Origin of the sequence: Lysinibacillus sp. KU-BSD001, from assembly GCF_042920265.1 — a bacterium.
In the GTDB taxonomy this organism is placed as follows: domain Bacteria; phylum Bacillota; class Bacilli; order Bacillales_A; family Planococcaceae; genus Lysinibacillus_B.
Genome location: NZ_JBDQZI010000007.1, coordinates 68,294 through 93,524, shown reverse-complemented (window position 1 = coordinate 93,524; position 25,231 = coordinate 68,294). Strand labels below are relative to the sequence as shown.

Here is a 25,231-nt window from a genome sequence, read left to right as displayed (position 1 = left end):
TCGGGATGTGTCTTTTTCTTATGCACCTATTCATAAAATTTATACTGTACTCTCCGCTAAGCCTGGCGCTTTACTACCCGATCAGGATAGTCTGTAATCCACCCTTCGACAATCGGATGAGGCAATGCTAAAAAATGTTCATTTCCGCGAATACTATAAAAACGCATCGGCTTATTTGCCTTTTGACAGATGTCTAAAAAGCGCGGTTGATAATATTTTTTGTGTGCGTGCACAGCATTAATATAATGCATCTCATGCAATCGGTCCCACTCAAACTTCTTCGTCACGATGATGGCCGTCTCTATATGAGGGCAATGTACCTTGACCGCACGCAACAGTTCGTCATGAAAGGAAGATACGTGGCTTCCTTTAGGCAAATCAACTGTTTTTAACAGACGAATGAACGGCATGATATTCTCAATTAAAGATTCTTTTAGTTCAATATTTAACGGCATATGATGCCCATTAGCCCAATGGAACACTTTTTCTAAAGTCGGAATTCTCTGTCTAGCAAACAGACGAATAAAACGTCGCCCTAATTTGAGCTTACTTACTTCTTCAGCTGTACACTCGTTTATAAACTGACTAACACCCGTCAGCCTCTTTAAATGTAAATCATGAAAGACAAATAATCCATCATCCTTCGAACGTTGAATATCCAATTCAATACCATCTGCTTTTAATATACGTGCCTTGTCAAACGCTTCAAACGTATTTTCAAGAGCGTACCCAGACGCCCCCCGATGCGCATAAACAGGGATATATTTTGTCATTAAACGTTCAACTCTCCAAACTCTAAAGCAAATTTTCCCTTTGTCATTTTTGAAAGAATAGATGACTTTTTACCAATTTGGATATAAGTTCCCGCATTAGCTTCTTTTGTTACATAAATTTCTTCTTTTCCTACGTTACGTAAGTCATTCATCATTTTTTTAATTTCATGGTCAATTTCTAATGCTTCTTCATTATACTGTTTTAACTTCAATTTTGCTTGTTCAAAAGCGGCGATTTGTTGCGTATTTAGTCGGTTTGCAATAGCACTTAGACGACCTACTTGTTCTTCAAGGGATAAAACTTCTTCCTGTAAGGTCTTTAAATATGCTGCCTTTTCTTGAATAATGGCATAGGCTTCTTGTTTATTAATGCTATGGATAATCAATTCCGTACGACGCTCTAAACGATTACCAGAAATCGCTGTAACAATTTGGCTATTGGCAATGGCTGTACCACCAATTATTTTACCTTTACGCTCATCTACTAAAATAGAATGTGCTCTTAAGTACGAACCAATCGCATAAAAACCTATATGAATCTCGTTGCCTGCTATTAAGTTTGCTTCATTCACATGCTTAACGAAAATACTGCCCCCTGCTTCTATCCGAGTTTCACCTAAACCAAAAATACCACCGCGAATAAAAATGTCACCATCAATGGATTTAATTAACTTCGCACCTGATACACCTTCTGGTCCTTCAATGGAAATATCCCCTTTTGCAGTAACAGAAAAACTATTTTGAATGGTCCCACGAATCGTAATCGAACCATCAAACTGTAAATTCCCTGTTTCAATCCCTACATCCCCGTTAATCGGCAAGTGATGATTGACAGAAATTTGACCTTGTAGATGCTCTAATACGCCAGATATACGCGAACGGAGAACTACTTTCCCATCCTCGTCACATTCATATGCAGATTTGTGGTCATATTTTAGCGGTGCATCTCGTCCTGATACGGCAGGTAGCAGCTCTCCATATACATTTTTCCCTTCCTGCCCTGACTGCGGTGGGATTTTTTCTCCTAACCAAGAGCCTTCTTGAATTTCAAAAATAAAATTCATATCATAGTAATCTGCTTTTCCATCTTCTCGTATGACAGGCTTGCGTTCAGGTATTTCTAAATAAGTAATTTTGGCATCTTCACCTTTCACAGGCGGTGTTCCTTGTGCAATCAATATCGCCTTTCCTGGCATAATATTTTCCATATGTATAGGCAAAATACCATGAACAATACGCTTTTCTTCTAATAATTGATTAATTTGTGCATGTAATTGTTGTTGATTCCTGCGAATAAAATCGGGTGTTTCATGTATGAATAAGGAAGCATACATTTTATCGCGAGATACTTCAATTTCAAGGTTTGGTAACCATTGACCAACCTCGACAGGTGTTGCATTTTCTTTTGATAAAACATTTTTTAATACAGCAAAATTCGTTAACTTAATACGAGGAAAACTACGTAAAATAGCGTCAAAATCTTTTAAAGGGAATCCCGACTTCATAGTCTTTAAATATACCTTCCCGTTCTGTTCGGTAATTTCAAAAAAATCATTTATAAAGACGATCACGTAAATCCTCCTTTCCCTTGTAAACTAGTATATACAATCTTAAAAGTTTTGTTTAGCAAGAAATAGCAAATTATTCAACAAGCTTCTTTTACCTCACATAAACACCTTTCCAACCACCCCTTTATAACTATTTACTGTAGTTTAATATTTCAGAAAAAATCAATAATTTATTAAAAAAGGCATAAAAATAAGCACTCTTAACTTAGAGTGCCTAGAGGCAAAGGATAATTTAAAAAAAGTACAAATCACTAACAACTTTTCACCTAAAAGAAAACATTTTAAACATTACTTTTTAAATGCACTTTTTCTCAATAATGGTAATTTCTCGTTTTAAATCTTGTACAGTCATAGTATTTGTTACCGCTTCTTTGCAATATTTCAAATACATCACAATTTGAATTGTAATATCATCTGCTACCATGCCATTACAGTTTACTTCATTTTCTACTATCCGTTGAATATTTTTGAGTGTTCGAACGTCTATTTTATGAAGTGCTGCTAAATCAAATGCACGTAGTAAGCCGTCTGTAATCAATTGGATCCCTCCTACGATATTATGACAAGATTTAACATTTATTACCTTTATTGAGCATCATTAAAACTGGGTGATGTTGTAAAAGTGCGCCTCCCTCTTATGAAGAGCATAGCTACTTGATTTCTTAACTCGCGACCATTTCAATGCGAATTTTATCTGCGATCATGGCGATAAATTCACTATTCGTAGGCTTTGATTTCATATGATGCACTGTATAACCAAACATTTCTGAAATGGTTTCATAGCTTCCTCTGTTCCATGCTACCTCAATCGCATGGCGAATAGCACGTTCGACCCTAGATGAAGTTGTTCCAAACTTTTTCGCAATTTCTGGATATAAAATTTTGGTTACAGAACCTAATAACTCGATATCATAATAAACCATTTGAATAGCTTCTCGTAAATAAGCATAGCCCTTAATATGTGCTGGCACACCTATTTCTTTAATAATGGCTGTAATAGTTGTATCGAGCTGGCGTTGATCCATCTTTTTATTTTGTGTTGGTTGTAAAACGCTCTTTCGTTTTTCCGACTCTACTTTCACCCCTGCAACATGGGTAATTTTTTGTACCAATTGCTCAAATTCAAATGGCTTCAACATAAAATAAGAAGCTCCGTAATTTACAGCCATCTTCATCACATCATCTTGTCCAAACGCAGTGAGCATAATAACAGGGATATTAGCTAGCTTTTCGTCATTATACATCGCCTCTAGTACACCCATCCCATCTAAATGAGGCATAATGATATCTAGGAGCAACACATCTGGCCGATACTGTTCTAACATCTTAATGCAAACTTTTCCGTTTGATGCAGTAAAAATCACTTCAATCTCTTCGTGATTATCAAAATAGGCCTCCATCATTTTAATCAGATCTCGATTGTCATCTGCAATGGCAATTTTAATTTTTGACATAATATTTCCCCCTAGTGATTTTTCCATAAAAAACATTGTTAATTTGACACATTTTTTCTAATTCGACAACCTCTACAAAAAACCTTTCTAAATAGAGCAAAATGATTATGTAGTATTATAGATTCCTCTAAAAACGACAGAAAAATTGTTTTATCTTTCACTCGTCAAACTTTCGTCACAAATATTTTATTAAAAAAAAGTAAAAATGACTACACTTTTATTTAAAGTGTAGTCATTCCGACATTAATTAGGGGATTTTTTTATCATTTCCACAATGGTGATTGCCGCACCTTTTTGTGGTTCTTCCACGAACATATGCGTTACAGCACCGATAAATTGATCATTTTGTATAATTGGGCTACCACTCATGCCTTGTATAATGCCACCCGTTTTTTGCAAAAGTCGCTCATCCGTTACAGTAAATTGAAACGTTTCATTTGTCACTTTGTGGATATTGATAGAAAAACTTTCAATTTTAGAGCCCTCAATAGAAGTGAGCATTTTCGCCGGACCTATTTTAATTTCATTTCCATGTATAATTTCTAGTGGTGGATACAGACTTTGTTGTAGAGGTTGTTGCCATTTGCCAAAAATGCCGTACGCTTCATTTGATAATACATTGCCAACTTCTCCTTCATGCCGCTCGTTACTTGAGATTTTGTAGCCAGGCTCTCCAGGGCGGCTTTTTTTTATTTGGGCAATGTTTGCTAAATAGAGTGATCCTTTTAATACTTTAGGGGTAACATCTATAGAATGATCAAAAATTTGATGTCCTAGCGCACCATACTCTAAACGTTCAGGGTCGATATAGGTTAAAGTACCAACTCCATCTGTTTGATTTTTCATAAAGCTTACTAATTGTTGAAATTCATTCCCCGTTACTTGAACGGTATGTTGCTTTTCTCCTCGTTGCAACACAAGCTTAACGCTTTTATTCGATGAAATTTTTTGATCTTTTAATGCCTGTATGTCTTGCCCATCAACTTTTAGTAACTGATCGCTTTTACGTAACCAATCGCCGCTATTAAGAAGAACGTCATTTATTACATAGTAATGCGGCATTTGTAATTGAACACTAATTGTGTGTCCCATCGGTATAAGCTTTTTCGCCTCAATCGGCATGACAAACGTAAATAAAGTTAACCAAACAAGTAACAATGAATGGAAAAGTCGCTTCATAATCCACCTCCTTTTTTCATTAGCTTGTAGCACTTTTAATCGTTTATGAACGGAAAAATAAGGTCACATGTCAAAGACATATCCTTTACATCAGTTCATTAACAAAAAAGCAGATATCACGCAGTTAACAAGGTAAAATGATGTACGTTAGAATATATAAAACATTCCCTTTACTATCCATAAAAAAAGGCAAAATCGAAAATTCGACTTTGCCTTAGTTCATTAATTTATGACTTGTTTTCGTTCTTTGGCCATTTCAATCAGCTCTGTTGCATGTTGAAGTGTTAAATCAGTAATTTCAGCTCCGCTCATCATGCGGCTCACTTCTTCAATACGTGCTTGGCCTTTAATTTCTGTAACAGTCGTAAATGTACGATCATGTTCGACTTGTTTTTTAATATAATAATGATGATCTGCCATTGCCGCCACTTGTGGGAGATGGGAAATACATAGTACTTGTGAGTTAACGGAAATATCTACAATTTTTTCAGCTATCGCTTGGGCAACTCGCCCACTTACGCCTGTATCCACTTCGTCAAAAATAATAGATGTAATGCCATTTGACGACGAAAAAATGGTTTTTAATGCAAGCATCATACGTGAAAGTTCTCCACCTGACGCAATTTTTGGTAAAGATTTTGGCGGTTCCCCCACATTTGTTGAAATATAAAAAGCAATGTCGTCCTTGCCGTTGACATCAAATTGCTCTAACGTTTCAAAATGAACGATAAACTTCGCTTTTTCCATATGAAGCACCCGTAGTTCACTCATAATGGCTTCACTTAAAACGATCGCACTGTCTTTTCGAATAGCCGTTAACTGTTCAGCAAGGCGGTTTAATTTCTCTTCCATGTCACGAAGGCGCTTTTCACTTTGTTGAATCGTTTCATCACGATTAATGAGCTGCATTAATTCTTCTTCGATTTTCGCGTGATACGCTAAAATTTCTTCTACCGTCGTACCGTATTTACGCTTCATTGCTTGGTATTGTGCCAAACGTTGCTCTACTTCATTCATACGCTCTGGGTCAAATTCTAAATCATCTAGTACATGTTGAATTTGGTAAGCGGCATCTTGCAATGCATAAAAACTCGATGTGACCGCTTCTGATGCTTCTTTAAAATTCGTATCAAGACTTGCAATATCGTCAAGCGCGCGCATCGCATTGCCGATAAAATCAAGCCCTTGCGCTTCACCCAAAATAGCTTGATAGGCAACATTTGCGCGTTCAAAAATTTTATGGAAGTTCATTAATCGGCGGCGTTCTTCCGTTAACTGTTCTTCCTCGTCCACTTTTAATGCCGCTTCTTCTAATTCATTAATTTGGAATTGATATAAATCGATACGCTGTGCTGTACGCTGCTCGTCTAAATTAAGTGCTTGTACTTCTCTTTTCAATTCACGATACGATTCATAAAGTGCTTGATACTGCGCTTTTACTTCTTGCAACTCATCCTGTGCAAAATGATCGAGTAAATTAATATGACGTTTCTCATCCATCAGCTCTTGGTTTTCATGTTGTCCATGAATATCGATTAAACTGCCACCAATATCACGAAGCACAGAAAGTGGCACTAATTTACCATTTACACGACAAACACTTTTCCCGTTATCGTTTAAATCGCGTCGTAAAATAATGGTTCCTTCCTCTGCTTCAATACCTGCCTCTTCTAACTTTGCATAAATCGGATGATCATCATTTGAAATTTGAAATAAACCGCCTAGCTCCGCTTTTCGCGCCCCGTGACGGATAAACTCTAACGATCCTCGTCCACCTGCTAACAGATGAACAGCATCGATAATAATAGACTTTCCTGCTCCCGTTTCCCCTGTAAGCACAGTTAAGCCATCAAAGAAACTAACAGTCAAGTCATCTATGATGGCAAAGTTTCGAATACTCAGCTCTCGTAACAAAAATACCACCCCAAATTAAAGCATGTCTAATAGCTTGTTTTTAATTTCTTCACGGTCTTCTTCCGTTCGACAAATAATTAAAATCGTATCGTCTCCTGAAATCGTGCCTAAAATTTCATTCCAATCTAAATGGTCTAGTAATACTGCAATAGCATTAGCATTTCCAGGTAAAGCTTTCACTACTAGAAAATGCGATGCTCCGTCAATGGAAACAAATGCATCTGCTAATGCACGCTGTAATTTTTGAATTGGATTAAAGCGTTGGTCTGCTGGTAAGCTGTATTTATAACGACCGTCTTGTAGTGGTACTTTTACTAAATGCAGCTCTTTAATATCACGTGATACCGTTGCTTGTGTCACATTGTAGCCTGCATTTTTTAAATGCTCAACTAAATCATCTTGTGTTTCAATTTCATTATTTGTAATAATATCGCGAATTCGAATATGACGTTGACCTTTGTTCATATCTTCACCTCATGAAAAATTAATTGTATATTTACACTAACATTTGCATAAAAAAAAAACAAGAAAAATTGAATATAGCAGCGAGAAAAGCGTTTATTTCAATACTTTGTGAGTTTTAAGAAAATTCAAAAAGACAAAATCCTACGTATAAGATTTTGTCTTTTTAGCCATACGTATGAGCATACAATAACAGCTCACTCTATTTAAGAGTGAGCTGTATTTCTTCATGATTTTAGTTGTGCATGTGCTTCATTTACAACACGTGTAAAATCCGTAAACGGTGTCAATTCTTCACCGTCTTTTGGGTTTTTTAAATGGAATAAAAATTCGATATTTCCTTCGCCACCTGTAATAGGCGAGAAAGAGGCGTCTACTACGACAAAGCCTACTTCTGTTGCCATTGTAGCTGTTTGCTCAAGCACAGCTAAATGAATTTTAGGCTCGCGGACGATGCCTTTTTTACCGACATTTTCTTTCCCTGCTTCAAACTGTGGCTTCACAAGTGCCATTACATCGCCACCAGGCATTAATACCGTTTTTAATACCGGCAAAATAAGTGACAGTGAAATAAATGACACATCAATCGTTGCAAAATCCGGTAAACCTTCTACTAAGTCTTCCGGCTTTGTGTAACGGAAATTTGTTTTTTCCATGACCGTTACACGTTCATCTGAACGAATTTTCCACGCTAATTGGTTAGAGCCTACGTCTAGCGCATAGCAATGTTTTGCTCCATTTTGTAAAGCACAGTCTGTAAAGCCGCCTGTAGATGAGCCGATATCAAGCATTAACTTTCCTTCGACTGACATATCGAAAATTTGTAATGCTTTTTCAAGCTTCAATCCACCACGACTCACATATTTTAGGTCAGAACCCTTCACTTGAAGCGGCGCATCGATAACAATTTTTTCACCTGCTTTATCGATGCGCGTTTCATTGGAATAGACGAGTCCTGCCATAATGGAGCGCTTTGCTTTTTCACGTGTTTCACACAGCCCACGCTCCACTAATAGAACGTCTACACGTTCTTTTGGTTGTTTCGTCATATTGTTCCTACCCGCTTTTTAAGTAACGCATTGATACGTTGTACTGTTTCTTCTGTTGTGACATTAATTTCTTCAAGTAATTGATCGACACTGCCGTGTTCAATAAATTTGTCCGGAATACCGATACGATCAATATCAACTTTGTATTGATAATCTGCCGCAAACTCTAATACTGCACTACCGAATCCACCTTGCAAAACGGCTTCTTCAATCGTTAAAATTGGTGCACCGTGTTGCATTAATCCATGCAGCATTTCCTCATCCATTGGCTTAATAAAGCGCGCATTGACAACCTTTACTTGCACACCTTGTGAAGCTAGTTTTTCTGCCGCTTCTAGTGCCATTGGAATTGTTGTACCAAATGTAAGAATGGTTGCATCTTTTCCTTCACGTAGCACTTCCCATGAACCAATTGGCAATGCTTTCATTTCAGCATCCATCGGAACACCTAATCCATTACCACGTGGATAGCGTAGCGCGATTGGGCCATTGTCATACTCAAGCGCTGTTTTTACCATATGCTGCCCTTCGTTTTCATCTTTCGGCATCATAAGCACGATATTCGGAATATGACGCAAGAAGGAAATATCAAATACCCCTTGATGCGTTTCTCCATCTGCCCCAACTAAGCCTGCACGGTCAATCCCGATAAAGACATTTAAGTTCGGACGTGCGATATCATGAAGTACTTGATCATATGCGCGTTGTAAAAACGTCGAGTAAATCGCTAAAAACGGTTTCATCTTTTGCGTTGCAAGACCTGCAGCCATTGTTGCAGCGTGCTGTTCTGCAATCCCAACATCAAAGAATCGATTTGGAAAGTCTTTTTGAATGCCTTCCAGTTTAGAGCCCACTGGCATTGCCGGTGTAATCGCTACGATTCGTTCATCGTCCTTCATACATTTACGAACGGACTCTGCCACTAAGCTACTCCAAGCTGGACCTTTTACAGCTGACTTCACAAACTCACCGTTCTCCATTTTATATGGACCCGTTCCATGCCATGTACCAACTGTATCTTCTTCTGCTGGTTTGTACCCTTTACCCTTTTTCGTAATGACGTGAACAAGGACTGGACCTTCGACTTTTTTAGCATATTCTAACGTCTCTTCTAACACTTCAAAATCGTGTCCGTCAATTGGCCCTAAATATTTAAAGCCCATTTCCTCAAAGAAAACGCCTGATACAACTAAATATTTCAAGCTATCTTTTACACGCTCCGCCGTTGCCGCTAATTTATCACCGACAACTGGAATTTTATACATTAAGCGCTCCAGTTCTTCCTTGGCCTTAGAGTACTCTCTTGCCGTACGCAAGCGACCTAATACGCCATGTAATGCACCAACGTTAGGAGCAATAGACATTTCATTATCATTTAAAATGACAATCATATTCGTTTTTTCATGACCAATATGGTTTAGTGCTTCAAGTGCCATCCCACCTGTCAGTGCACCATCGCCAATAATTGGCACCACATAATTTTTTTCCTTTCGGATGTCACGAGCTGCTGCCATCCCCATTGCAGCGGATAAAGACGTTGAACTATGTCCTGTTTCCCATTCATCATGCTCGCTTTCTACAAGCTTCGGGAATCCACACAGTCCTTTATACTGACGTAATGTATCAAACTGACTGGCACGTCCTGTTAAAATTTTATGCACGTAGGCTTGATGCCCTACGTCCCATAAAAATTTATCTGCTGGACTATTAAACGCTTTATGTAAAGCGATTGTAAGTTCGACTACACCTAAATTTGGACCGATGTGACCTCCAGTGACAGAACATTTTTCAATTAGAAATGCACGAACATCTTTTGCAAGTGCCTCTAATTGTTTATTATTCAAGCCTTTTAAAAAGGATGGACTAGAAATCGTGTTTAAATCCATCTCTACACACACCTTTTCATCTATTTATTCACCGTGTTTGCGATATTGTTCTATTATAACAGTGTTAAACGTGAGAATAAAACGTTTAACACTTTAATTACTGCGAGAAATAATATAATTAGCAAATTCTCGTAACAATGTGCTATCCACTGTTAGACAATCTAATGCTGCAAGTGCCAGTTTATAATGCTCCTCTAGCTTTTGCTTTGCACCATCGATTGTTAATAGCGCTGGATACGTACTTTTATCACTTTCTACATCTTTCCCTGCGGTTTTTCCTAACTGCTCGCTCGTTCCTTCAATATCTAAAATATCATCTTGGATTTGGAACGCTAACCCAATATGGTGTGCATAGTCCACTAATGCCTCACGCTCTTCCTGCGAAGCATTACATAAGACAGCACCCGCTTCAATACTAAATCGTAATAAAGCACCGGTTTTGTTAATATGAATATTTTCTAATTCGGCTAAATTCAGCTGGCGTTTTTCGCCTTCCATATCAAGGACTTGTCCACCAACCATCCCTTCAGCCCCTGCACCTTCACTTAACATATGAACAAGTTCTAAGCGCTGTTCGGCTGATACATTTGGCATCCGTGCTAATACACCAAAGCATAATGAATTTAATGCATCCCCTGCAAGTACAGCCAGTGCTTCACCATACACAATATGATTTGTTGGCTTCCCGCGGCGCATATCATCGTCGTCCATGCACGGTAAATCGTCATGGATAAGGGAATACGTATGAATCATTTCGATTGTTGCCCCAACCGTATAGGATGCTGGCTGTAGACCGTTAAACATATCGCAAACAGCGACTACAAACAATGGACGAATACGCTTGCCTCCTGCTTCAAGTGAATAAAGCATCGATTCTTTTAGCATTTCTGGTCCACGAATTTCTTTTACAAGCTCATACATATGTGACTCAATCGTCGGCACATGTTGTGCTATAAATTGTTGTAAACGTTCACTCATTTTACATCTCTCCTGTATTAGCTGAAAACGGTTGTTTCTCGCCGTCTTCACCAACAATTGAAATTAGTTGTTGTTCTGCATTTGATAATTTTTCATGACAAAACTGAGAAAGTTCCATGCCCTTTTTATATAAATCAATCGCTTCTTCAAGAGGAACATCCCCTTGTTCTAGTTTGCGCACAATTTCTTCTAAGTCTGTCATCGCTACGGCAAATGATTGTTGTGACATTAGTATTCCTCCTTTTTCTCCGTTGACAGTATTTTAGCCTGCGCTGTCCCGTCATGGAGTGCAATTTGAATCGTATCATCCTTCGCTAATTGGTCAATCGACTTGACCACTTTCCCATCTTTGTATGACACATTAAATCCTTTGTGCATAATGGCTAGCGGATTTAACGCCTCAAGTGTACGGATGACGCTACTAAATTGATGTTTACGTTGTTCCACATTTGTATAAGCCGCTCGTGTTAATTGCTGCGTGATCTGATCTAATTGCCGTTTTGTGTAATCTAATGTTTGCTTCGGTGACTGCATTTGTAAAGATGCCTGCAGTCGCTCTAAAGCATTCCGTTGTTTCATCATATACAGTGAAGTGGCATGCTGAAGCTGCGTATCCATTTGTATTAGCTTTTCCGTAAACGGGCGATATAATCGCTCAGGCATCGCAAGCGGATATGCATTTTGTAGCTTCGTCAAACGACTGCGTTCAAATGTGAGACGCGCCGTCATCATCTGATGGAGCTGAGACTGATTTTTTAATACACGCTGATAGAGCTCTTGCTGATTGGGTACCGCAAGTTCTGCTGCGGCTGTCGGGGTTGGTGCACGTAAATCAGCTACAAAGTCGGCGATCGTTGTATCTGTCTCATGCCCCACCGCACTAATGATTGGAATGCGACTCTCGAAAATAGCACGAGCAACAACTTCTTCATTAAATGCCCATAAATCTTCAATGGAACCACCACCACGTCCAACAATCAGCACATCGCACATTGCCTGCTCATTAGCTAATATAATATTTTTAGCAATATTCGCTGCTGCATTTGCCCCTTGTACAAGCGTTGGATAAATACAAACTTCCGCTTGTGGATAGCGTCTCCCAATCGTTGTACAAATATCACGAATTGCTGCTCCTGTTGTAGCCGTTAGTACACCGACTGTTTTAGGATACAGTGGAATCGGTTGCTTAAAGTTAGGATTAAATAGCCCTTCCTTTTGTAAGCGTTCTTTTAATTGATTAAACGCAACAAATAAACCACCTACTCCGTCCGGTTCCATCGTGTGAGCATATAACTGATACGTTCCACCTACTTCATATACATTGACATCTCCCCGAATAAATACTTGCATACCTTCTTCCGGTCGAAAGGCTAATTTGGCTGCTTGGTTTCGGAACATTGTCGCATTAATACGTGCCCCATCATCTTTTAGCGTAAAATAAATATGACCTGATGTGTGGATTTTGACATTTGATAACTCACCTTTTACATACACTTCTCTCAGATGTGGGTCTGCTTCAAATTTCCGTTTAATATATTTCGTTAATGCTTTTACGGATAAATACGAAGACGACATCATTTCGCCCCCTTTTTTAAAAGAGTAAGAAAGTATAAAATTTTTCAAATTGAAAAAGTGCCTAAGCATTCGCGCCAAATCTTACTTTGCGACGAAAGCGTAAGCGGCAGGAGTACGGTTGCAAATACGCCTTTCTTATGTACTTAGCCTACAATGGCAAAAGAAAAGGGTGTCTGCACCTACCTTTAGACACCCTTATTAACACTATTCTTATTTTACATATTTTTAATAGCTTTGTCCTGTGCTAGCTTTTTTTCAGCCGCTTGCACTGTGTTTTCTAATAACATCGTAATTGTCATCGGACCAACACCACCTGGTACTGGTGTAATATGTGACGCAACTCCGTCTACATCCGCAAAGTTTACATCTCCACAAAGCTTGTTGTTTTCGTCACGATTAATCCCTACATCAATAACAACAGCACCTGGTTTAATATGCTCTTTTGTAATAAAATTCGCACGACCCACCGCCGCGATGATAATATCTGCTTGTTTTGTGAACGATGGCAAATCTGGTGTTTTAGAATGCGTATACGTTACTGTTGCATCTTTTTGAAGTAACAGTTGCCCCATTGGTTTCCCTACGATGTGGCTACGCCCAACGATGACCGCGTGCTTACCTGCCACTTCAATACCTGAATGTTCTAAAAGCTTCATCACACCGAAAGGAGTACATGGCAAGTACGTTTCCTGTCCTAACATCATTTTCCCAACGCTGATTGGTGAAAAGCCATCTACATCCTTTTCAGGAGAAATGGTTGCAATGACAGCATCCTCATCAATATGTTTTGGTAATGGGAGTTGCACAAGAATACCGTGAATATCTTCACGATCATTTAAATCACGGATTTGGTCGAGTAAAGCTTCTTGCGTTGTTTCTGCTGGTAACTTAATAAGCTCTGAATACATACCAATTGCCTCACAAGATTTTTGCTTGTTGGCAACGTATGTTTTACTTGCTGGGTTATCCCCAACTAAAATAACAGCTAAACCTGGTGTTACACCGTGTTCCTTTAATGCGCCTACACGCACTTCGACACTTTTTCGAATTTCTTGACCAATTTCTTTACCATTAATAATTGCACTTGACATGTTGTTACTCCTTCCAATGTTCACGGGTTATTGTTGTGTAAATTTAGAAAGTACACCATTGACGAACTTTGACGATTTTTCATCACCGAATACTTTACAAAGCTCAATCGCTTCGTTTAGTACTACGCGATGTGGTGTATCTGGCATATATAAAAGTTCGTAAACAGATAAACGTAAAACAGTTCTTTCAATTTTAGGCAGACGACTTAGCGTCCAGTTCTCTAGTTTTTCTTCTAACGCTGCGTCGATTGCTTCTTTATGTTCAATTGTGCCACGGACTAGCTGCTCTAAAAAAGCAGTTGACTTTTGCTCTTCTAAAACGTGCTCGATTGCTTGTTCAATCGGTAGCTCTGTGCTGTCTAATTGAAACAAAGCTTGCAACGCTTTTTCACGCGCTTCATGTCGTTTCATTCAATATTGCTCCTTCTTTTTATACATTACTTTTTATGATAGCATATTTTCTATATTATCACACCGCTACCATGAAATTTTCCTACGGATAACGTCTCATTTTAACAAAATTCTTTCTTAATAGACAAGCTAGGAAATTATGCAAATAATTTGATAAAATGATAGCTAAGGGGAAAATCTATGGAGGTGTTCAAATGAGCTATACAATTAGTTTAATTCTATTTGCCATTATTGCCGGAATCGTCGCGGTAATATTCAAAATCCCATTTTGGATTTTGGTCGTAACAATCATTAGTATTTCTTTATTACGTGCAGGCTATGTTATGTATATTTTATACAGAAGCCAAAATGTACAAAAGATTGAACGTTTTTTACAATCTTCAATAAAAAACCCATTGTACAACTACACATTATCGCTAAAGGAAAGTTCGCCAGCTATTCAAAAGCAAGCCATTGACCATATTTTAGCTACATACAAGTCGCCTATTATGCAAGGAACTTATCGAGCGAACCGGGCAATGATGGATCATAATTATAGTGCAGCAAAAGATTTTGCTGCACAAATCCCCAATGATATGATGCGTAATTATAGTCTCGCTCTGATTGATGCCACACAAGGGAATGCTAAAGCAGAAAACTATATTCTCGCAAAGCCTTGGATGACATCACTGATTGCCGCTGTACTTCAGTATAAAAAAGGACAAATGGATGAATACGAACAATATAAAATACAAGCATTACAGTATTCTCGTGGTATTCAGTATTTCACCAACTATTACTACTTTGAACGTATACACGAAAATGTAAAAACATCAAAAGCAAATAAGAAAATTAAAAAATCAAGCTAATGAAACATAGACAAAGTCGCATTTTGACTTTGTCTATGCTTGTTTTCACACTCAATTACCTATCATGAAACCTAACCTTTCCTATCCGTCAAGTTTAGCGTCACCTATTATTTGAACATTTGCGCGGCCTTGACCGCTTTATGCCAACCCGTAAACAATTGTTCACGGCGTTCTTCCTCCATCACCGGCTCAAATTTTCGATCCAGTTGCCAATGTGCTTGTACGGCCTCTTTCGTATCCCAAAAACCTACAGCTAACCCCGCTAAATAGGCTGCTCCTAAAGCTGTTGTTTCATTAACTGCTGGACGCTCTACCGGGACGTTTAAAATATCTGCTTGAAATTGCATTAAAAAACTGTTCATCACCGCTCCGCCGTCAACGCGCAATGTTTTCATCTCAATCCCGGAATCAGACTCCATTGCAGCTAATACATCGCGTGTTTGATAAGCTAACGATTCTAATGTAGCACGTATAAAATGTTCCTTACTCGTCCCCCGTGTTAACCCAAATACAGCTCCACGCACATCGCTATCCCAGTACGGTGTGCCAAGCCCTACAAATGCGGGTACAACATACACGCCTTCTGTATCACTCACACTTGTTGCATATTGTTCACTATCAGAAGAACGACGGAACATACGAAGACCATCACGAAGCCATTGAATAGCAGAACCAGCTACAAATATACTCCCTTCAAGGGCATAATATACTTTGCCGTCAAGTCCCCACGCAATGGTCGTTAATAATCCATGTTGTGATTGAACTGCTTGTTCCCCTGTGTTAAGTAACATGAAACAACCCGTACCATACGTATTTTTCACCATTCCTTGTTCAAAGCACGCTTGCCCAAATAGCGCTGCTTGCTGATCTCCTGCAATCCCCGCAATAGGAACCGCATAACCGAAGAAATGCTTGCCTACTACTTCACCATAAATTTCAGATGATGGGCGCACCTCTGGCAGCATAGAAGCGGGTACACCTAAAATATCTAATAGCTCTTGATCCCATTTTAAGTCGTAAATATTGTACATCAGTGTCCGAGAAGCGTTCGAATAATCAGTAACATGCACTGCCCCTTCTGTGAGCTTCCAAATAATCCATGTATCAATTGTGCCAAATAAGAGATGCCCCTTTTCAGCTTTGTCACGCGCGCCTTCTACATGATCTAAAATCCACTTTACTTTTGTCCCTGAGAAGTACGCATCAATGAGTAAACCTGTTTTATCGCGAAATAACTGTTCATGACCAGCCTGCCTTAGCTCCTCACAAATGTCGGCTGTTTGACGAGATTGCCAAACGATGGCGTTATATACAGGCTCCCCCGTCTGTTTATCCCATACGACCGTTGTTTCTCGCTGATTAGTAATGCCAATCCCTTTGACTTGCTCGGCTTTAATATCATTTTCTGATAATACTTGTGCAATTACGGACAAAATGGAGCTCCAAATTTCCTTTGGGTTATGTTCTACCCACCCTGATTTCGGAAAATATTGCTTAAATTCTTGTTGCGCCACATGAACAGGATTCCCTTTTTGGTCAAATAAAATTGCTCGACTACTTGTTGTTCCTTGATCTATGGCCATGATATATTCCTTCATCCTATACCCCCTCCTCATGTTTATATGTCTTAAGAAGATTTTAATGCGCTATGTGTCACAATGCCATGGCAAAGTTCGCAAAATATCGCTTCAATAGAAAAAGAGCAGGGAACATTCACTTTGAACATTCCCCACTCCCCTGTTTTATGCTTGCATTTCTTCTTTTTCAAATTGAATGCCAGTAATATGTACATTCACTTCGTTTGTTTCAATTGATGTCATATTTAAAATCGCTTGGCGAATTGCTGATTGCACTTCTTTTGCTACTTTCGGAATAGAGTATCCGTATTTCACCGAGCAAAATACATCAACCGCAATCAACCCATCCGATGTCATAGAAGCCTTAATGCCTTTTGAATGTACTTTCTTCCCGAAACGCTCTACCACGCCAGAAGCAAAATTACCGCGCGTTGCTGCGACCCCTTCCACTTCAGTCGTCGCAATACCTGCAATTACTTCTAGCACTTCTGATGCTACTTCAATTTGACCAAGCTCTTCTTTCCCTGTTGGCGTAGGTTGTACAAATGATGTTGGTTGTTTATCAGCCATTATTAAACATCCTCTCTTTATAGTCACTAACTTCACGCTAGTAATACGTAAACTAATTGGTTATATAGCCATTATACTACATTTTACAAGCAATGTGAGATGAAAAGGTACCGTCTCGCTGAAAAATCACATCAATGAACGAGAGCAGCTAGAAATACTCCCTATTGATCGATTCGTACCATACCATCATTTCGTGCGTAAATTAGAGGGAGCGGTTGATTATATACCTACAAGATCATACATACTTCAAATTCACCCTTTACGCCCTCTCCTTTTAAACATAAAAAACCTCCTAACTCCGAAAAGTTAGAAGGTCATAAATTTAAAAACTTTGATAAGCGCTCTATTTCTCTATCTATTCCCTAAGTGATTACTTCGCTTTTTCAGCTACACCTAATACGTCGTTCTCTTCTAGGAACTTCGTATTGAACTTAGCAGATTTGAATACGTCATTGTTCATTAAAGCTTGGTGGAATGGAATTGTTGTGTTGATTCCAGGACCAGAAACTTCGAACTCAGAAAGTGCACGGTTCATTTTTGCGATTGCTTCTTCGCGCGTATCTGCATGAACGATTAGCTTCGCAACCATTGAATCGTAGTATGGTGGGATTGTATAGCCTGCATATACAGCAGAGTCAATACGTACACCGTAACCACCTGGCGTTACGTAAGTATCTACAGTACCAGCTGATGGCATGAAGTTTTTGTACGCGTTCTCTGCGTTAATACGACACTCAATTGCCCAACCATTGATTTTAATATCTTCTTGCTTGAATGGCAGCTCAGCACCACCAGCAATTTTTAATTGTTGTTGAACTAAGTCAACACCAGTAATCATTTCAGTTACTGGGTGTTCTACTTGGATACGAGTGTTCATTTCCATGAAGTAGAATTTATCTTCTTGATAGTCATAGATGAATTCGATTGTACCCGCACCTTCATAGTTACAAGCGATCGCTGCTTTTACAGCTGCTTCACCCATTTCAGCACGACGCTCTTCAGATAATGCTGGAGATGGTGCTTCCTCAACAAGCTTTTGCATACGGCGTTGTACCGTACAGTCACGCTCACCTAGGTGAACGACGTTACCATGACCATCGGCTAATACTTGAATTTCACAGTGACGGAAGAACTCGATGAACTTCTCTAAATATACACCTGGGTTACCGAATGCTGCAGCAGCCTCTTTTTGTGTAATTTCGATACCTTTTACAAGATCTTCTTCAGTGCGAGCTACACGGATACCTTTACCGCCACCACCAGCAGTTGCTTTGATGATGACTGGGTAACCGATTTCAGCAGCCCACTTTTTACCTGTTTCGATATCAGGTACAATACCTGTACCAGGAACTAAAGGTACGTTCGCTTTTTCCATTTCAGCACGCGCTACGTCTTTAATACCCATGATTTTGATTGAATGTGATGATGGACCGATAAATTTAATACCAGCGTTTTCACAAGCTTCAGCAAAATCAGCGTTTTCTGCTAAGAAGCCGTAGCCTGGGTGAATGCCGTCAGCACCCGTTTTTTGTGCTACGCCTAATACAGCTGGGAAACTTAAATAAGAGTCTTTTGATAATTTTGGACCAATGCAATATGCCTCATCTGCAAGCTTTACGTGAAGTGCATCAGCGTCTGCTTCAGAATATACTGCAACTGTTGAAATACCTAGTTCTTTACATGCACGAATAATACGTACTGCAATTTCACCGCGATTAGCAATTAATACTTTTTTCATGTTAGCAGCGCTCCTTACTCAGGTTTCACTAAGAATAATGGTTGACCGTATTCTACTAATTGGCCATCTTTAACTAATACTTCTACGATTTCACCTTTAATTTCAGCTTCGATTTCGTTGAATAATTTCATTGCTTCAACGATACACACGATTGTTTCGTCGCCTACTTTGTCACCAACTTTTACATATGCAGGTGATTCTGGGTTTGGAGCTTGGTAGAATGTACCAACCATTGGTGATGTGATTTTGTGTAAATCCGCATCGTTAGCTGCTGCTGGAGCCGCTGCTGGTGCTTCTTCTTTAGCTGGAGCCGCTACTGGTGCTTCCGCTTTCGGTTGTTCTACAACAGGCGCTGGAGCTGCCACTACTGCTTTAGGAGCTACAACTTCAACTGCGCCACCGTTTTTCTTAAGTTTAACTTTTGAGCCGTCTGCTTCGTATACGAATTCGTCGATTGTAGAAGCATCTACTAATTTAATAATTTCACGGATTTCTTGAATTTTGAACATTAATAACTCTCCCTTGTATGTAATTTAAACTACGAACACTATTTTATAATTATTTCAGCCATTTTGAAATAGTTATTTTAAAAATTAAAAAAATTTCACATAAAATACTACAAACGCTTACATTTCGGGCGCAAAATTGTATTTACCTGCTATATAACACATGTCCACCTATTTTATTCCATTAATAGTAAGAAGTTTGTGGATTTACGGTCACATGGATCATTTTATCCATCTCATTTTTTACGAGATACACGATTTCATTTGCTTGTTCTGTCGAGATTTCTTCTGTTAATACCGTGACATTTGCTTTGTCTCCCTCTAAACGCACTAGTGCATCTGTATAGCCAAGTCCCTCAATCATCATTTCAAGCATCGCTTCTGATGATTCTAATTCAATTAGCGCATTTATCTCATTGTATGCCTCATTTTTTTCCTCTGCTGTAGACTGATCAGAAGCCATTTTCGTTGTTAATTGCGTACGTAGCTCACTTCGTTCATTGTCTATTTCCATGCGAATCTCCTCGAACACATAGCTGTCTGTTTGTACCGCCTTCTCTGCTTCATCGACACCTGTTAAAATAGCTCCCTCTAATGAATCATCTGTAAAAATCGCTGTGAAGTCAAAATTACTTGGTCGTTCAAATAAATAATACACAGATATTACAGCTGTTAAACATACAAGTGTTAAAAACCAAACTGTTCTTTTTTTAACTTTCATGATGATCCTCCTTTTTCATTGGTAAAATAATAATTTGGTGTGCTGGCAATTGGAGTACAGCACTCACAGCTTCTTGCAATTGCCGCCTAATAATCGGTGATTGAGCCCCCTCTGAAACGATTAACACGCCTGTATACGTCGCTTTATTTTCACTTGCACTAAATGAAAATAGTGTAGATTCCGCTGATGCCTCTGTATGAAAATATACCGATACTTGTCCTACCCCCTCAATTTGTGAGAGTGTTGCCGCTAGTTTTACTTCTACCGTTTCTTCTATTGATGGACTCACGTCTTGCCTAAACAGCAGAAATCCAACGAGGGCGATGACAATCAACGCGATTATATTCGCCTTTTTTGTTGCCACATATTACTTGCCCTCCTTTCTGTCACCTTATCCTATGAGAAAAATGGAGCCAATATACTTAACATTCTGTGCAATAAATTGAATTAACCATAAAAATACGGCCAGCTTTACGAATGTAGAAAAATCTTCGTCTCCTATAATCGTTTGTAAAATAACAGCAAAGACCATTAAATAAAGTAATTGAATCATAGTGATTTTCCAGTCCCGATTTGCACGATAAAAAATAGAATCAACCAAATGACAATAAACCCAATTGCTAATAATAATGCAATTGCACATAGCATAAACAAGGTCTTGCCAATATCATCAAGTAAATTACTAATTCGATTATTTACAAAAGGTTCTGCAATCGCCCCCGCTAATTTAAATGTAAAAGCTTTAATGAGCAATGTCGCCGCTGGATAAAACGATAGAATTAGCAGTGCTGTGATCGTTGTAAACCCTGTAACTGTTGTGGCGGTTGATTGAAACTTCTTTAACAGTGACATCCCCTCTACAAGCAGCGACCCGATAATGGGCACGTTTTGTTCAATGACTTTTTTTAATGGCGTTGCAAATGTTTCTTGAATCGAGAAAAAGGCAACGCTTGAAAATGTTAAAAATGAGGATAGCAATACAATGGATGCGGCGATTATACTAAAAATCGTTTTTCGAATTAATTCTGCTATTTTTGAAAAAGATACTTGTGGATAAAGTCTTGTACATATATCAAATATGAGTGCCATAAACAGAGAGGGAATCAATAGCTTGTCACAACAATAGACGAGCAGTTGCAAAACAAAAATAATGGCCGGGCTCCACGCTACTAGCGAGATCAGGGACTGCATAATGACTAAGACTGTGCTGACAAGTGGAATGAATGCTAAGAAAAAAGCCGAAAAGATAGCGGCGATTTCTTTCATTAATACAAAAGCATCAAATAACTGTTGTGCAACAATGATAAGTACGAGAAATAGAAAAACAGTTGATAACAACTGGCGTGAATGACTGGACACGCCTTCAATTAATAAAAGAAGCAAAAACAATAGCAACAATGTCGCGAGCAACGTAATCGATTCCGTTATCGGGTGTAGTAATTGTGCCATATCAGTCCCTCTAACTAAATCTGTGTAGTAAATCTGTTAGTTGTGTCATTGCGGGCTTTAGCTGCTGCAACCAGATGAGTACAAGTGATCCACGTATAGCAATATCTACGCCTTGAGAAAAAGCATCATACTCCTGCTCTTCCAATATCGATTTCACAAGATGACTTAATAATAACAGGAGTGCTGTATACGCAAGCAATTTACTATACGGAATGACTTGAGTAATGGTCACTAGCTCTGAAAAAAGAGGATATAAAACAAGTGCAAATATTTGTGCGAAAAATAAAAAGAAAAAAATAATGCTAATAATGGGATGTAGCTTACCAATGGCCCCTTTAATAAAGCTAAGTAGTAGCATGCATAACGTCGCAAAAATTAAATACTTCATATTGAAAAGGAGAGCCATCGTAGAAATTGCGCCACTTCCTCAAAAAACAAACGCAAAAATCGAATAAGCTCCACGGTCATATACAAGTAAGCAATAAAGAATAAAAAGAATGAAAATTCTTTTTTCCCAGTCTGCTCGAAAAATATATGAAGTAGTGCAATGACTAATCCGACGGCTGCTACACGTAATACATCTTGAAGTTCCACGCGCCTCCTCCCTCCTCTCGTAACGTAGTATATGAAGCAGGGGGAAGTGGCAGAACACCGTTTTTATTCAAATATTTAGCATCAATAGCTTCACTCCTCTCTCATTTTCTAAACTTTAGAGGGTGAAAGCTAAAAAAGACAGCGCAAAAAGATGCACTGCCTTGAATCGTACTAGTTTCGTTCGATAACTTTTATGCATGATGTGAAAAAGGCGATAACTGCCGCCCACCCCAAAATAACAATGGAATGAAAGCAATTAAACAGGGACCTACGATAACCGTTGATATTATCAATTCTCCCCACGTCATGACACCCTGTTGAAACATGTGATAAAGAATGAAAGAATTAATGGGAATATTTAATATTAGCCCTGTGATAAGTCCAGGTGCATATGTTTTCGTTGCAATCGTTGCAAGAAGATGTGGAAAAATAGCATTTAATACCATCGAACTTAAAAAGCCAATAAATAACCATTTCCCTAGTTGAAAATCAGGGAAATTCATATAAATAAATGCCGATAAATAAGCAAGTGCCGTAATGACAATGACCGCAAAATGAAATTCACTTGCCGTAACCGGCTTTTGAAACTTTGACGCCTGCTGAGACCATTTCGGTAGCCAAATCGCTTCCTCAAGATTATGTAATGTAATCGCTAAACAAAAAAAGACAATAGATGCTTCCAATTTAATCCCACCACACTTTAAACTTTTCTGTTGTCGTTTCATCTAATAACGCCCGTGCCTTAAAATGTGTGACTGCCGCATAAATCATCATTTCATTATTCTCTTGTATGTGAATGTTTTGTAAAATATGATTGATAACTTCACGGTGTGGCATAGGATTGTCATACAATGTATTAAACGCTCGTACTTGCCACTCTAAATCATTACTGAGCGCTGCATGCTCTAGCTCTTCCACTGGTACAGGGACACTAAAAATGGCATACGGATCCTCATAGGTGTCACAATAAAGAAGCGATTTACAAGCTACTAGCGATTCAGCTACTTTGATCCCTCTCACGTACACACCATCCGCACTCACTTCTAGTTTCTCCCTATCCCATGGAATCACCCTATCGGTAATAAAGAAATACTGCATATGTGGTGCCAGTTGATCGACAAACGTTTCAAAATCAGCTTCTTGCTGCTCAAAATAAGCTACTGGGCGAAAATAAAATGCAGCTTCAATTGTTTCACATGCAATCGTCCATTCTACTTCTGGACACTCCCAAATAACACGTAACGCAAAACCGCGCGCTGTCTTTTGAAGCTCGTCGTAAATATAGTAGCTGCCTACCTCAATCTCTCCTATCTCATCAATCACATTGATGAATTGTAATATCACAATGGCCTTTGGTGTAAACCCGCCACCTGTATTAAGCATGATAGTTACATCATTCCCTACCCGTTCTATATTGACAATAACAGCATCATGCAAAGAGTCACGAAAAACCTCTTGTGCGCTTTGTGGCAAATACGGAATCGCTTGTTGCTTCATCGTATATGCATGATTTAACACCTCTCTAAATGTTTGCTCTAAAGCTACTTGCCAAGCTAAATACTCCTCACGCACAGCTTTCGGTAAATTGGGTGTATTTAATGTATCGTTATGTATATACGGATGAAATTTTTCTGGCAACACTTGTAATAATCGTTCACGTACTTCGTCTAAACGCGCTTGAAGTTCAGCCGCTAAATCCATCCCTTCCTCCCGAGCTGTTTGTAAATCGTTTTCCCATTCATCATCTGTTTCCCTGATTGGCAATATATGAGCCGGCTCACTTTCTTTTTTCTTTTGTAAGGTTAAATGCCACATTTACTTCACTCGCTTCCAATGTTTGAGTTCTTCTTTCACGTCACCACTCACTTTTCTAGACTCCCTGATTTTTTGCAATGCTTTATGGAATGTAAAATCATCCTGTACAGCTGTTTGTAAAAAATGACGCGTTTTTTCCTCTTGCTTTATAAAGGCAATAGAAATCGCCCATGCAACAGCCATCTTCACATAATAATCATCGTGCTGAATTAACTGTAACTCCTGAAAAACACGCTCAATCCATTCATCCGATAAATAATACATGAGCATCATGACAATGATAAATCGTTGCACAAATGGATGCGACTCATGTCGAAGAGTCATTAAAAAGTTCCACATCTCTTGCGGATACTTTTTCGTTATTTTTAAGCTTGAACAAAAACTATCACAAAGCGACCAATTATCAATTTTCTTTATAAACTCCCCAATGAAAATAAAGCGTTCCTCTACGGGGATATTTACGGATGCAATGACAAACCCTTCGAGCATCATTTCTTCAAACGTTGTTTTCGGCTGTTCAATAAATGCCTGCCAGTCTGCTCGTACAATATCCTTCGCAAGCTGCCTGAGTGTCGGAATCCGTACTCCTAAAATCTCATACTTTGTCTCAACTAACTTTTCTGTAAATGCTTTATACTTAGGTTCAGCTAATTTTTCTAATTGCGTGCCCATACAATCACTCCTTGCTTTTCAAATAGCATACAAAATACTCATTGCATAAAAATAAAAGCATAGTTCAAGTTTACATGAAACCTTTCCCTATGCTTTCACTACTTAACACGCGTGTTGATTTACCTCTTATTACTAAAGAGAACATTGGAATACGTTGATTTCCGCTACGGCTGACTCGCTTTCCGCAGGCACGGCTTCAACTAATTTATTTCGGCTAATGCCGAAATAAATGGATTTTCAGCTCGGGGCAACATGATGTTGCTCACAAAGGCGTTGCCACAGGACGTGGTGACTTTAGCCTTTGATCTTTCTCCTGCAGGAGTCGAGTCGCCTCCGCTCCAATCAACGAGCAAGCACCTTTTTATTAATCATTTCACTAAAAAGCACGCTCATAATATACC

Annotated in this window: 28 protein-coding genes; 1 reads left to right on the top strand and 27 read right to left on the bottom strand. The window is 38.8% G+C overall.

Annotated elements, in window-relative coordinates; translation table 11 throughout:
- Nucleotides 1-56: 56 nt before the first annotated feature.
- The 14 genes from AAGS61_RS12015 to nusB form a co-directional block, all read right to left on the bottom strand.
- Nucleotides 57-773, bottom strand: coding sequence for a glycerophosphodiester phosphodiesterase (locus AAGS61_RS12015; protein WP_391371952.1), 717 nt, complete (start codon nucleotides 771-773; stop codon nucleotides 57-59).
- Entirely contained in the window at nucleotides 773-2,344 is a 1,572-nt protein-coding gene (locus AAGS61_RS12010; protein ID WP_391371950.1) for a DUF342 domain-containing protein, read from the bottom strand. The genes AAGS61_RS12015 and AAGS61_RS12010 overlap by 1 nt, the downstream gene beginning before the upstream one ends.
- A 292-nt stretch (nucleotides 2,345-2,636) precedes the next feature.
- Nucleotides 2,637-2,879: a hypothetical protein gene (locus AAGS61_RS12005; protein ID WP_391371947.1), complete on the bottom strand. Its 243-nt coding sequence runs from the start codon at nucleotides 2,877-2,879 to the stop codon at nucleotides 2,637-2,639.
- 124 nt (nucleotides 2,880-3,003) lie between these two features.
- Nucleotides 3,004-3,795 (bottom strand): sporulation transcription factor Spo0A, encoded by a 792-nt coding sequence (spo0A, locus tag AAGS61_RS12000; protein ID WP_391371944.1) that lies wholly within the window; start codon nucleotides 3,793-3,795, stop codon nucleotides 3,004-3,006.
- A 243-nt stretch (nucleotides 3,796-4,038) separates the two neighbouring features.
- Nucleotides 4,039-4,974, bottom strand: a complete 936-nt coding sequence (locus AAGS61_RS11995) for a SpoIVB peptidase S55 domain-containing protein (RefSeq protein WP_391371941.1) — start codon at nucleotides 4,972-4,974, stop codon at nucleotides 4,039-4,041.
- 222 nt (nucleotides 4,975-5,196) lie between these two features.
- Nucleotides 5,197-6,888 (bottom strand): DNA repair protein RecN, encoded by a 1,692-nt coding sequence (gene recN, locus AAGS61_RS11990; RefSeq protein ID WP_391371938.1) that lies wholly within the window; start codon nucleotides 6,886-6,888, stop codon nucleotides 5,197-5,199.
- A 15-nt stretch (nucleotides 6,889-6,903) separates the two neighbouring features.
- Nucleotides 6,904-7,353: a transcriptional regulator AhrC/ArgR gene (gene ahrC / locus AAGS61_RS11985; RefSeq protein ID WP_391371936.1), complete on the bottom strand. Its 450-nt coding sequence runs from the start codon at nucleotides 7,351-7,353 to the stop codon at nucleotides 6,904-6,906.
- Between the two features lie 224 nt (nucleotides 7,354-7,577).
- Nucleotides 7,578-8,399, bottom strand: a complete 822-nt coding sequence (locus AAGS61_RS11980; protein WP_391371933.1) for a TlyA family RNA methyltransferase — start codon at nucleotides 8,397-8,399, stop codon at nucleotides 7,578-7,580.
- Nucleotides 8,396-10,285 (bottom strand): 1-deoxy-D-xylulose-5-phosphate synthase, encoded by a 1,890-nt coding sequence (gene dxs, locus AAGS61_RS11975; protein WP_391371930.1) that lies wholly within the window; start codon nucleotides 10,283-10,285, stop codon nucleotides 8,396-8,398. The genes AAGS61_RS11980 and dxs overlap by 4 nt, the downstream gene beginning before the upstream one ends.
- Before the next feature lie 93 nt (nucleotides 10,286-10,378).
- Nucleotides 10,379-11,263: a polyprenyl synthetase family protein gene (locus AAGS61_RS11970; RefSeq protein ID WP_391371927.1), complete on the bottom strand. Its 885-nt coding sequence runs from the start codon at nucleotides 11,261-11,263 to the stop codon at nucleotides 10,379-10,381.
- A gap of 1 nt (nucleotide 11,264) precedes the next feature.
- Nucleotides 11,265-11,492 (bottom strand): exodeoxyribonuclease VII small subunit, encoded by a 228-nt coding sequence (xseB, locus tag AAGS61_RS11965; RefSeq protein WP_391371924.1) that lies wholly within the window; start codon nucleotides 11,490-11,492, stop codon nucleotides 11,265-11,267.
- On the bottom strand, nucleotides 11,492-12,841 hold the full coding sequence (gene xseA / locus AAGS61_RS11960; RefSeq protein WP_391371921.1) for an exodeoxyribonuclease VII large subunit: 1,350 nt from the start codon (nucleotides 12,839-12,841) through the stop codon (nucleotides 11,492-11,494). The genes xseB and xseA overlap by 1 nt, the downstream gene beginning before the upstream one ends.
- A 212-nt stretch (nucleotides 12,842-13,053) precedes the next feature.
- Nucleotides 13,054-13,929 carry a bifunctional methylenetetrahydrofolate dehydrogenase/methenyltetrahydrofolate cyclohydrolase FolD gene (gene folD / locus AAGS61_RS11955; protein ID WP_391371919.1) on the bottom strand — a complete coding sequence of 292 codons (876 nt, stop codon included), beginning with the start codon at nucleotides 13,927-13,929 and terminating at the stop codon, nucleotides 13,054-13,056.
- Between the two features lie 27 nt (nucleotides 13,930-13,956).
- Complete coding sequence (gene nusB, locus AAGS61_RS11950; protein ID WP_391371916.1) at nucleotides 13,957-14,340, bottom strand: transcription antitermination factor NusB; 384 nt, start codon at nucleotides 14,338-14,340, stop codon at nucleotides 13,957-13,959.
- Between the two features lie 194 nt (nucleotides 14,341-14,534).
- Here nusB and AAGS61_RS11945 point away from each other — a divergent pair, with 194 nt between their 5' ends.
- Nucleotides 14,535-15,188, top strand: coding sequence for a hypothetical protein (locus AAGS61_RS11945; protein ID WP_391371913.1), 654 nt, complete (start codon nucleotides 14,535-14,537; stop codon nucleotides 15,186-15,188).
- Nucleotides 15,189-15,295: 107 nt separating this feature from the next.
- Here AAGS61_RS11945 and glpK read toward each other — a convergent pair whose 3' ends face one another.
- From glpK to AAGS61_RS11880, 13 genes are all read right to left on the bottom strand, one after another.
- A complete protein-coding gene (gene glpK / locus AAGS61_RS11940; protein ID WP_391371910.1) occupies nucleotides 15,296-16,786 on the bottom strand; it encodes a glycerol kinase GlpK in 1,491 nt (496 codons plus the stop codon).
- 144 nt (nucleotides 16,787-16,930) lie between these two features.
- On the bottom strand, nucleotides 16,931-17,335 hold the full coding sequence (locus tag AAGS61_RS11935; RefSeq protein ID WP_391371908.1) for an Asp23/Gls24 family envelope stress response protein: 405 nt from the start codon (nucleotides 17,333-17,335) through the stop codon (nucleotides 16,931-16,933).
- Between the two features lie 370 nt (nucleotides 17,336-17,705).
- Nucleotides 17,706-19,073: an acetyl-CoA carboxylase biotin carboxylase subunit gene (gene accC / locus AAGS61_RS11930; RefSeq protein ID WP_391371905.1), complete on the bottom strand. Its 1,368-nt coding sequence runs from the start codon at nucleotides 19,071-19,073 to the stop codon at nucleotides 17,706-17,708.
- 14 nt (nucleotides 19,074-19,087) lie between these two features.
- Nucleotides 19,088-19,582 (bottom strand): acetyl-CoA carboxylase biotin carboxyl carrier protein, encoded by a 495-nt coding sequence (accB, locus tag AAGS61_RS11925; RefSeq protein ID WP_391371902.1) that lies wholly within the window; start codon nucleotides 19,580-19,582, stop codon nucleotides 19,088-19,090.
- 181 nt (nucleotides 19,583-19,763) lie between these two features.
- Nucleotides 19,764-20,300, bottom strand: coding sequence for a SpoIIIAH-like family protein (locus tag AAGS61_RS11920; protein ID WP_391371899.1), 537 nt, complete (start codon nucleotides 20,298-20,300; stop codon nucleotides 19,764-19,766).
- The gene (locus AAGS61_RS11915; protein ID WP_391371895.1) at nucleotides 20,290-20,664 is read right to left on the bottom strand and encodes a hypothetical protein; all 375 of its coding nucleotides are present in this window, start codon (nucleotides 20,662-20,664) and stop codon (nucleotides 20,290-20,292) included. Before AAGS61_RS11915 ends, AAGS61_RS11920 begins: the two co-directional genes overlap by 11 nt.
- A gap of 27 nt (nucleotides 20,665-20,691) precedes the next feature.
- Nucleotides 20,692-20,853: a hypothetical protein gene (locus tag AAGS61_RS11910; RefSeq protein ID WP_391371893.1), complete on the bottom strand. Its 162-nt coding sequence runs from the start codon at nucleotides 20,851-20,853 to the stop codon at nucleotides 20,692-20,694.
- A complete protein-coding gene (locus AAGS61_RS11905) occupies nucleotides 20,850-21,749 on the bottom strand; it encodes a stage III sporulation protein AE (RefSeq protein ID WP_391371890.1) in 900 nt (299 codons plus the stop codon). Before AAGS61_RS11905 ends, AAGS61_RS11910 begins: the two co-directional genes overlap by 4 nt.
- Nucleotides 21,750-21,759: 10 nt before the next feature.
- Entirely contained in the window at nucleotides 21,760-22,137 is a 378-nt protein-coding gene (locus AAGS61_RS11900; protein ID WP_391371887.1) for a pyruvate formate-lyase, read from the bottom strand.
- Nucleotides 22,134-22,343 (bottom strand): stage III sporulation protein AC, encoded by a 210-nt coding sequence (locus tag AAGS61_RS11895; protein WP_391371884.1) that lies wholly within the window; start codon nucleotides 22,341-22,343, stop codon nucleotides 22,134-22,136. The genes AAGS61_RS11900 and AAGS61_RS11895 overlap by 4 nt, the downstream gene beginning before the upstream one ends.
- A gap of 191 nt (nucleotides 22,344-22,534) precedes the next feature.
- The gene (locus AAGS61_RS11890; RefSeq protein ID WP_391371881.1) at nucleotides 22,535-23,068 is read right to left on the bottom strand and encodes an HXXEE domain-containing protein; all 534 of its coding nucleotides are present in this window, start codon (nucleotides 23,066-23,068) and stop codon (nucleotides 22,535-22,537) included.
- Nucleotides 23,028-24,158, bottom strand: coding sequence for a DUF4085 family protein (locus AAGS61_RS11885; protein WP_391371878.1), 1,131 nt, complete (start codon nucleotides 24,156-24,158; stop codon nucleotides 23,028-23,030). Before AAGS61_RS11885 ends, AAGS61_RS11890 begins: the two co-directional genes overlap by 41 nt.
- The gene (locus tag AAGS61_RS11880; protein WP_391371875.1) at nucleotides 24,159-24,830 is read right to left on the bottom strand and encodes a DNA alkylation repair protein; all 672 of its coding nucleotides are present in this window, start codon (nucleotides 24,828-24,830) and stop codon (nucleotides 24,159-24,161) included.
- Between the last annotated feature and the right edge of the window lie 401 nt (nucleotides 24,831-25,231).

What these genes read in the sequence shown, in the direction of transcription:
- AAGS61_RS11970 (WP_391371927.1), bottom strand. Translation starts at nt 11,263, where the DNA reads ATGAGTGAACGTTTACAACAATTTATAGCACAACATGTGCCGACGATT.
- accC (WP_391371905.1), bottom strand. Translation starts at nt 19,073, where the DNA reads ATGAAAAAAGTATTAATTGCTAATCGCGGTGAAATTGCAGTACGTATT.
- dxs (WP_391371930.1), bottom strand. Translation starts at nt 10,285, where the DNA reads ATGGATTTAAACACGATTTCTAGTCCATCCTTTTTAAAAGGCTTGAAT.
- AAGS61_RS11995 (WP_391371941.1), bottom strand. Translation starts at nt 4,974, where the DNA reads ATGAAGCGACTTTTCCATTCATTGTTACTTGTTTGGTTAACTTTATTT.
- accB (WP_391371902.1), bottom strand. Translation starts at nt 19,582, where the DNA reads ATGTTCAAAATTCAAGAAATCCGTGAAATTATTAAATTAGTAGATGCT.
- AAGS61_RS11885 (WP_391371878.1), bottom strand. Translation starts at nt 24,158, where the DNA reads ATGTGGCATTTAACCTTACAAAAGAAAAAAGAAAGTGAGCCGGCTCAT.
- AAGS61_RS11880 (WP_391371875.1), bottom strand. Translation starts at nt 24,830, where the DNA reads ATGGGCACGCAATTAGAAAAATTAGCTGAACCTAAGTATAAAGCATTT.
- AAGS61_RS11890 (WP_391371881.1), bottom strand. Translation starts at nt 23,068, where the DNA reads ATGAAACGACAACAGAAAAGTTTAAAGTGTGGTGGGATTAAATTGGAA.
- ahrC (WP_391371936.1), bottom strand. Translation starts at nt 7,353, where the DNA reads ATGAACAAAGGTCAACGTCATATTCGAATTCGCGATATTATTACAAAT.
- AAGS61_RS11920 (WP_391371899.1), bottom strand. Translation starts at nt 20,300, where the DNA reads ATGAAAGTTAAAAAAAGAACAGTTTGGTTTTTAACACTTGTATGTTTA.
- spo0A (WP_391371944.1), bottom strand. Translation starts at nt 3,795, where the DNA reads ATGTCAAAAATTAAAATTGCCATTGCAGATGACAATCGAGATCTGATT.
- glpK (WP_391371910.1), bottom strand. Translation starts at nt 16,786, where the DNA reads ATGAAGGAATATATCATGGCCATAGATCAAGGAACAACAAGTAGTCGA.
- AAGS61_RS11935 (WP_391371908.1), bottom strand. Translation starts at nt 17,335, where the DNA reads ATGGCTGATAAACAACCAACATCATTTGTACAACCTACGCCAACAGGG.
- AAGS61_RS11910 (WP_391371893.1), bottom strand. Translation starts at nt 20,853, where the DNA reads ATGATTCAATTACTTTATTTAATGGTCTTTGCTGTTATTTTACAAACG.
- AAGS61_RS11980 (WP_391371933.1), bottom strand. Translation starts at nt 8,399, where the DNA reads ATGACGAAACAACCAAAAGAACGTGTAGACGTTCTATTAGTGGAGCGT.
- folD (WP_391371919.1), bottom strand. Translation starts at nt 13,929, where the DNA reads ATGTCAAGTGCAATTATTAATGGTAAAGAAATTGGTCAAGAAATTCGA.
- nusB (WP_391371916.1), bottom strand. Translation starts at nt 14,340, where the DNA reads ATGAAACGACATGAAGCGCGTGAAAAAGCGTTGCAAGCTTTGTTTCAA.
- AAGS61_RS11945 (WP_391371913.1), top strand. Translation starts at nt 14,535, where the DNA reads ATGAGCTATACAATTAGTTTAATTCTATTTGCCATTATTGCCGGAATC.
- AAGS61_RS11905 (WP_391371890.1), bottom strand. Translation starts at nt 21,749, where the DNA reads ATGGCACAATTACTACACCCGATAACGGAATCGATTACGTTGCTCGCG.
- AAGS61_RS11900 (WP_391371887.1), bottom strand. Translation starts at nt 22,137, where the DNA reads ATGAAGTATTTAATTTTTGCGACGTTATGCATGCTACTACTTAGCTTT.
- xseB (WP_391371924.1), bottom strand. Translation starts at nt 11,492, where the DNA reads ATGTCACAACAATCATTTGCCGTAGCGATGACAGACTTAGAAGAAATT.
- AAGS61_RS12015 (WP_391371952.1), bottom strand. Translation starts at nt 773, where the DNA reads ATGACAAAATATATCCCTGTTTATGCGCATCGGGGGGCGTCTGGGTAC.
- xseA (WP_391371921.1), bottom strand. Translation starts at nt 12,841, where the DNA reads ATGATGTCGTCTTCGTATTTATCCGTAAAAGCATTAACGAAATATATT.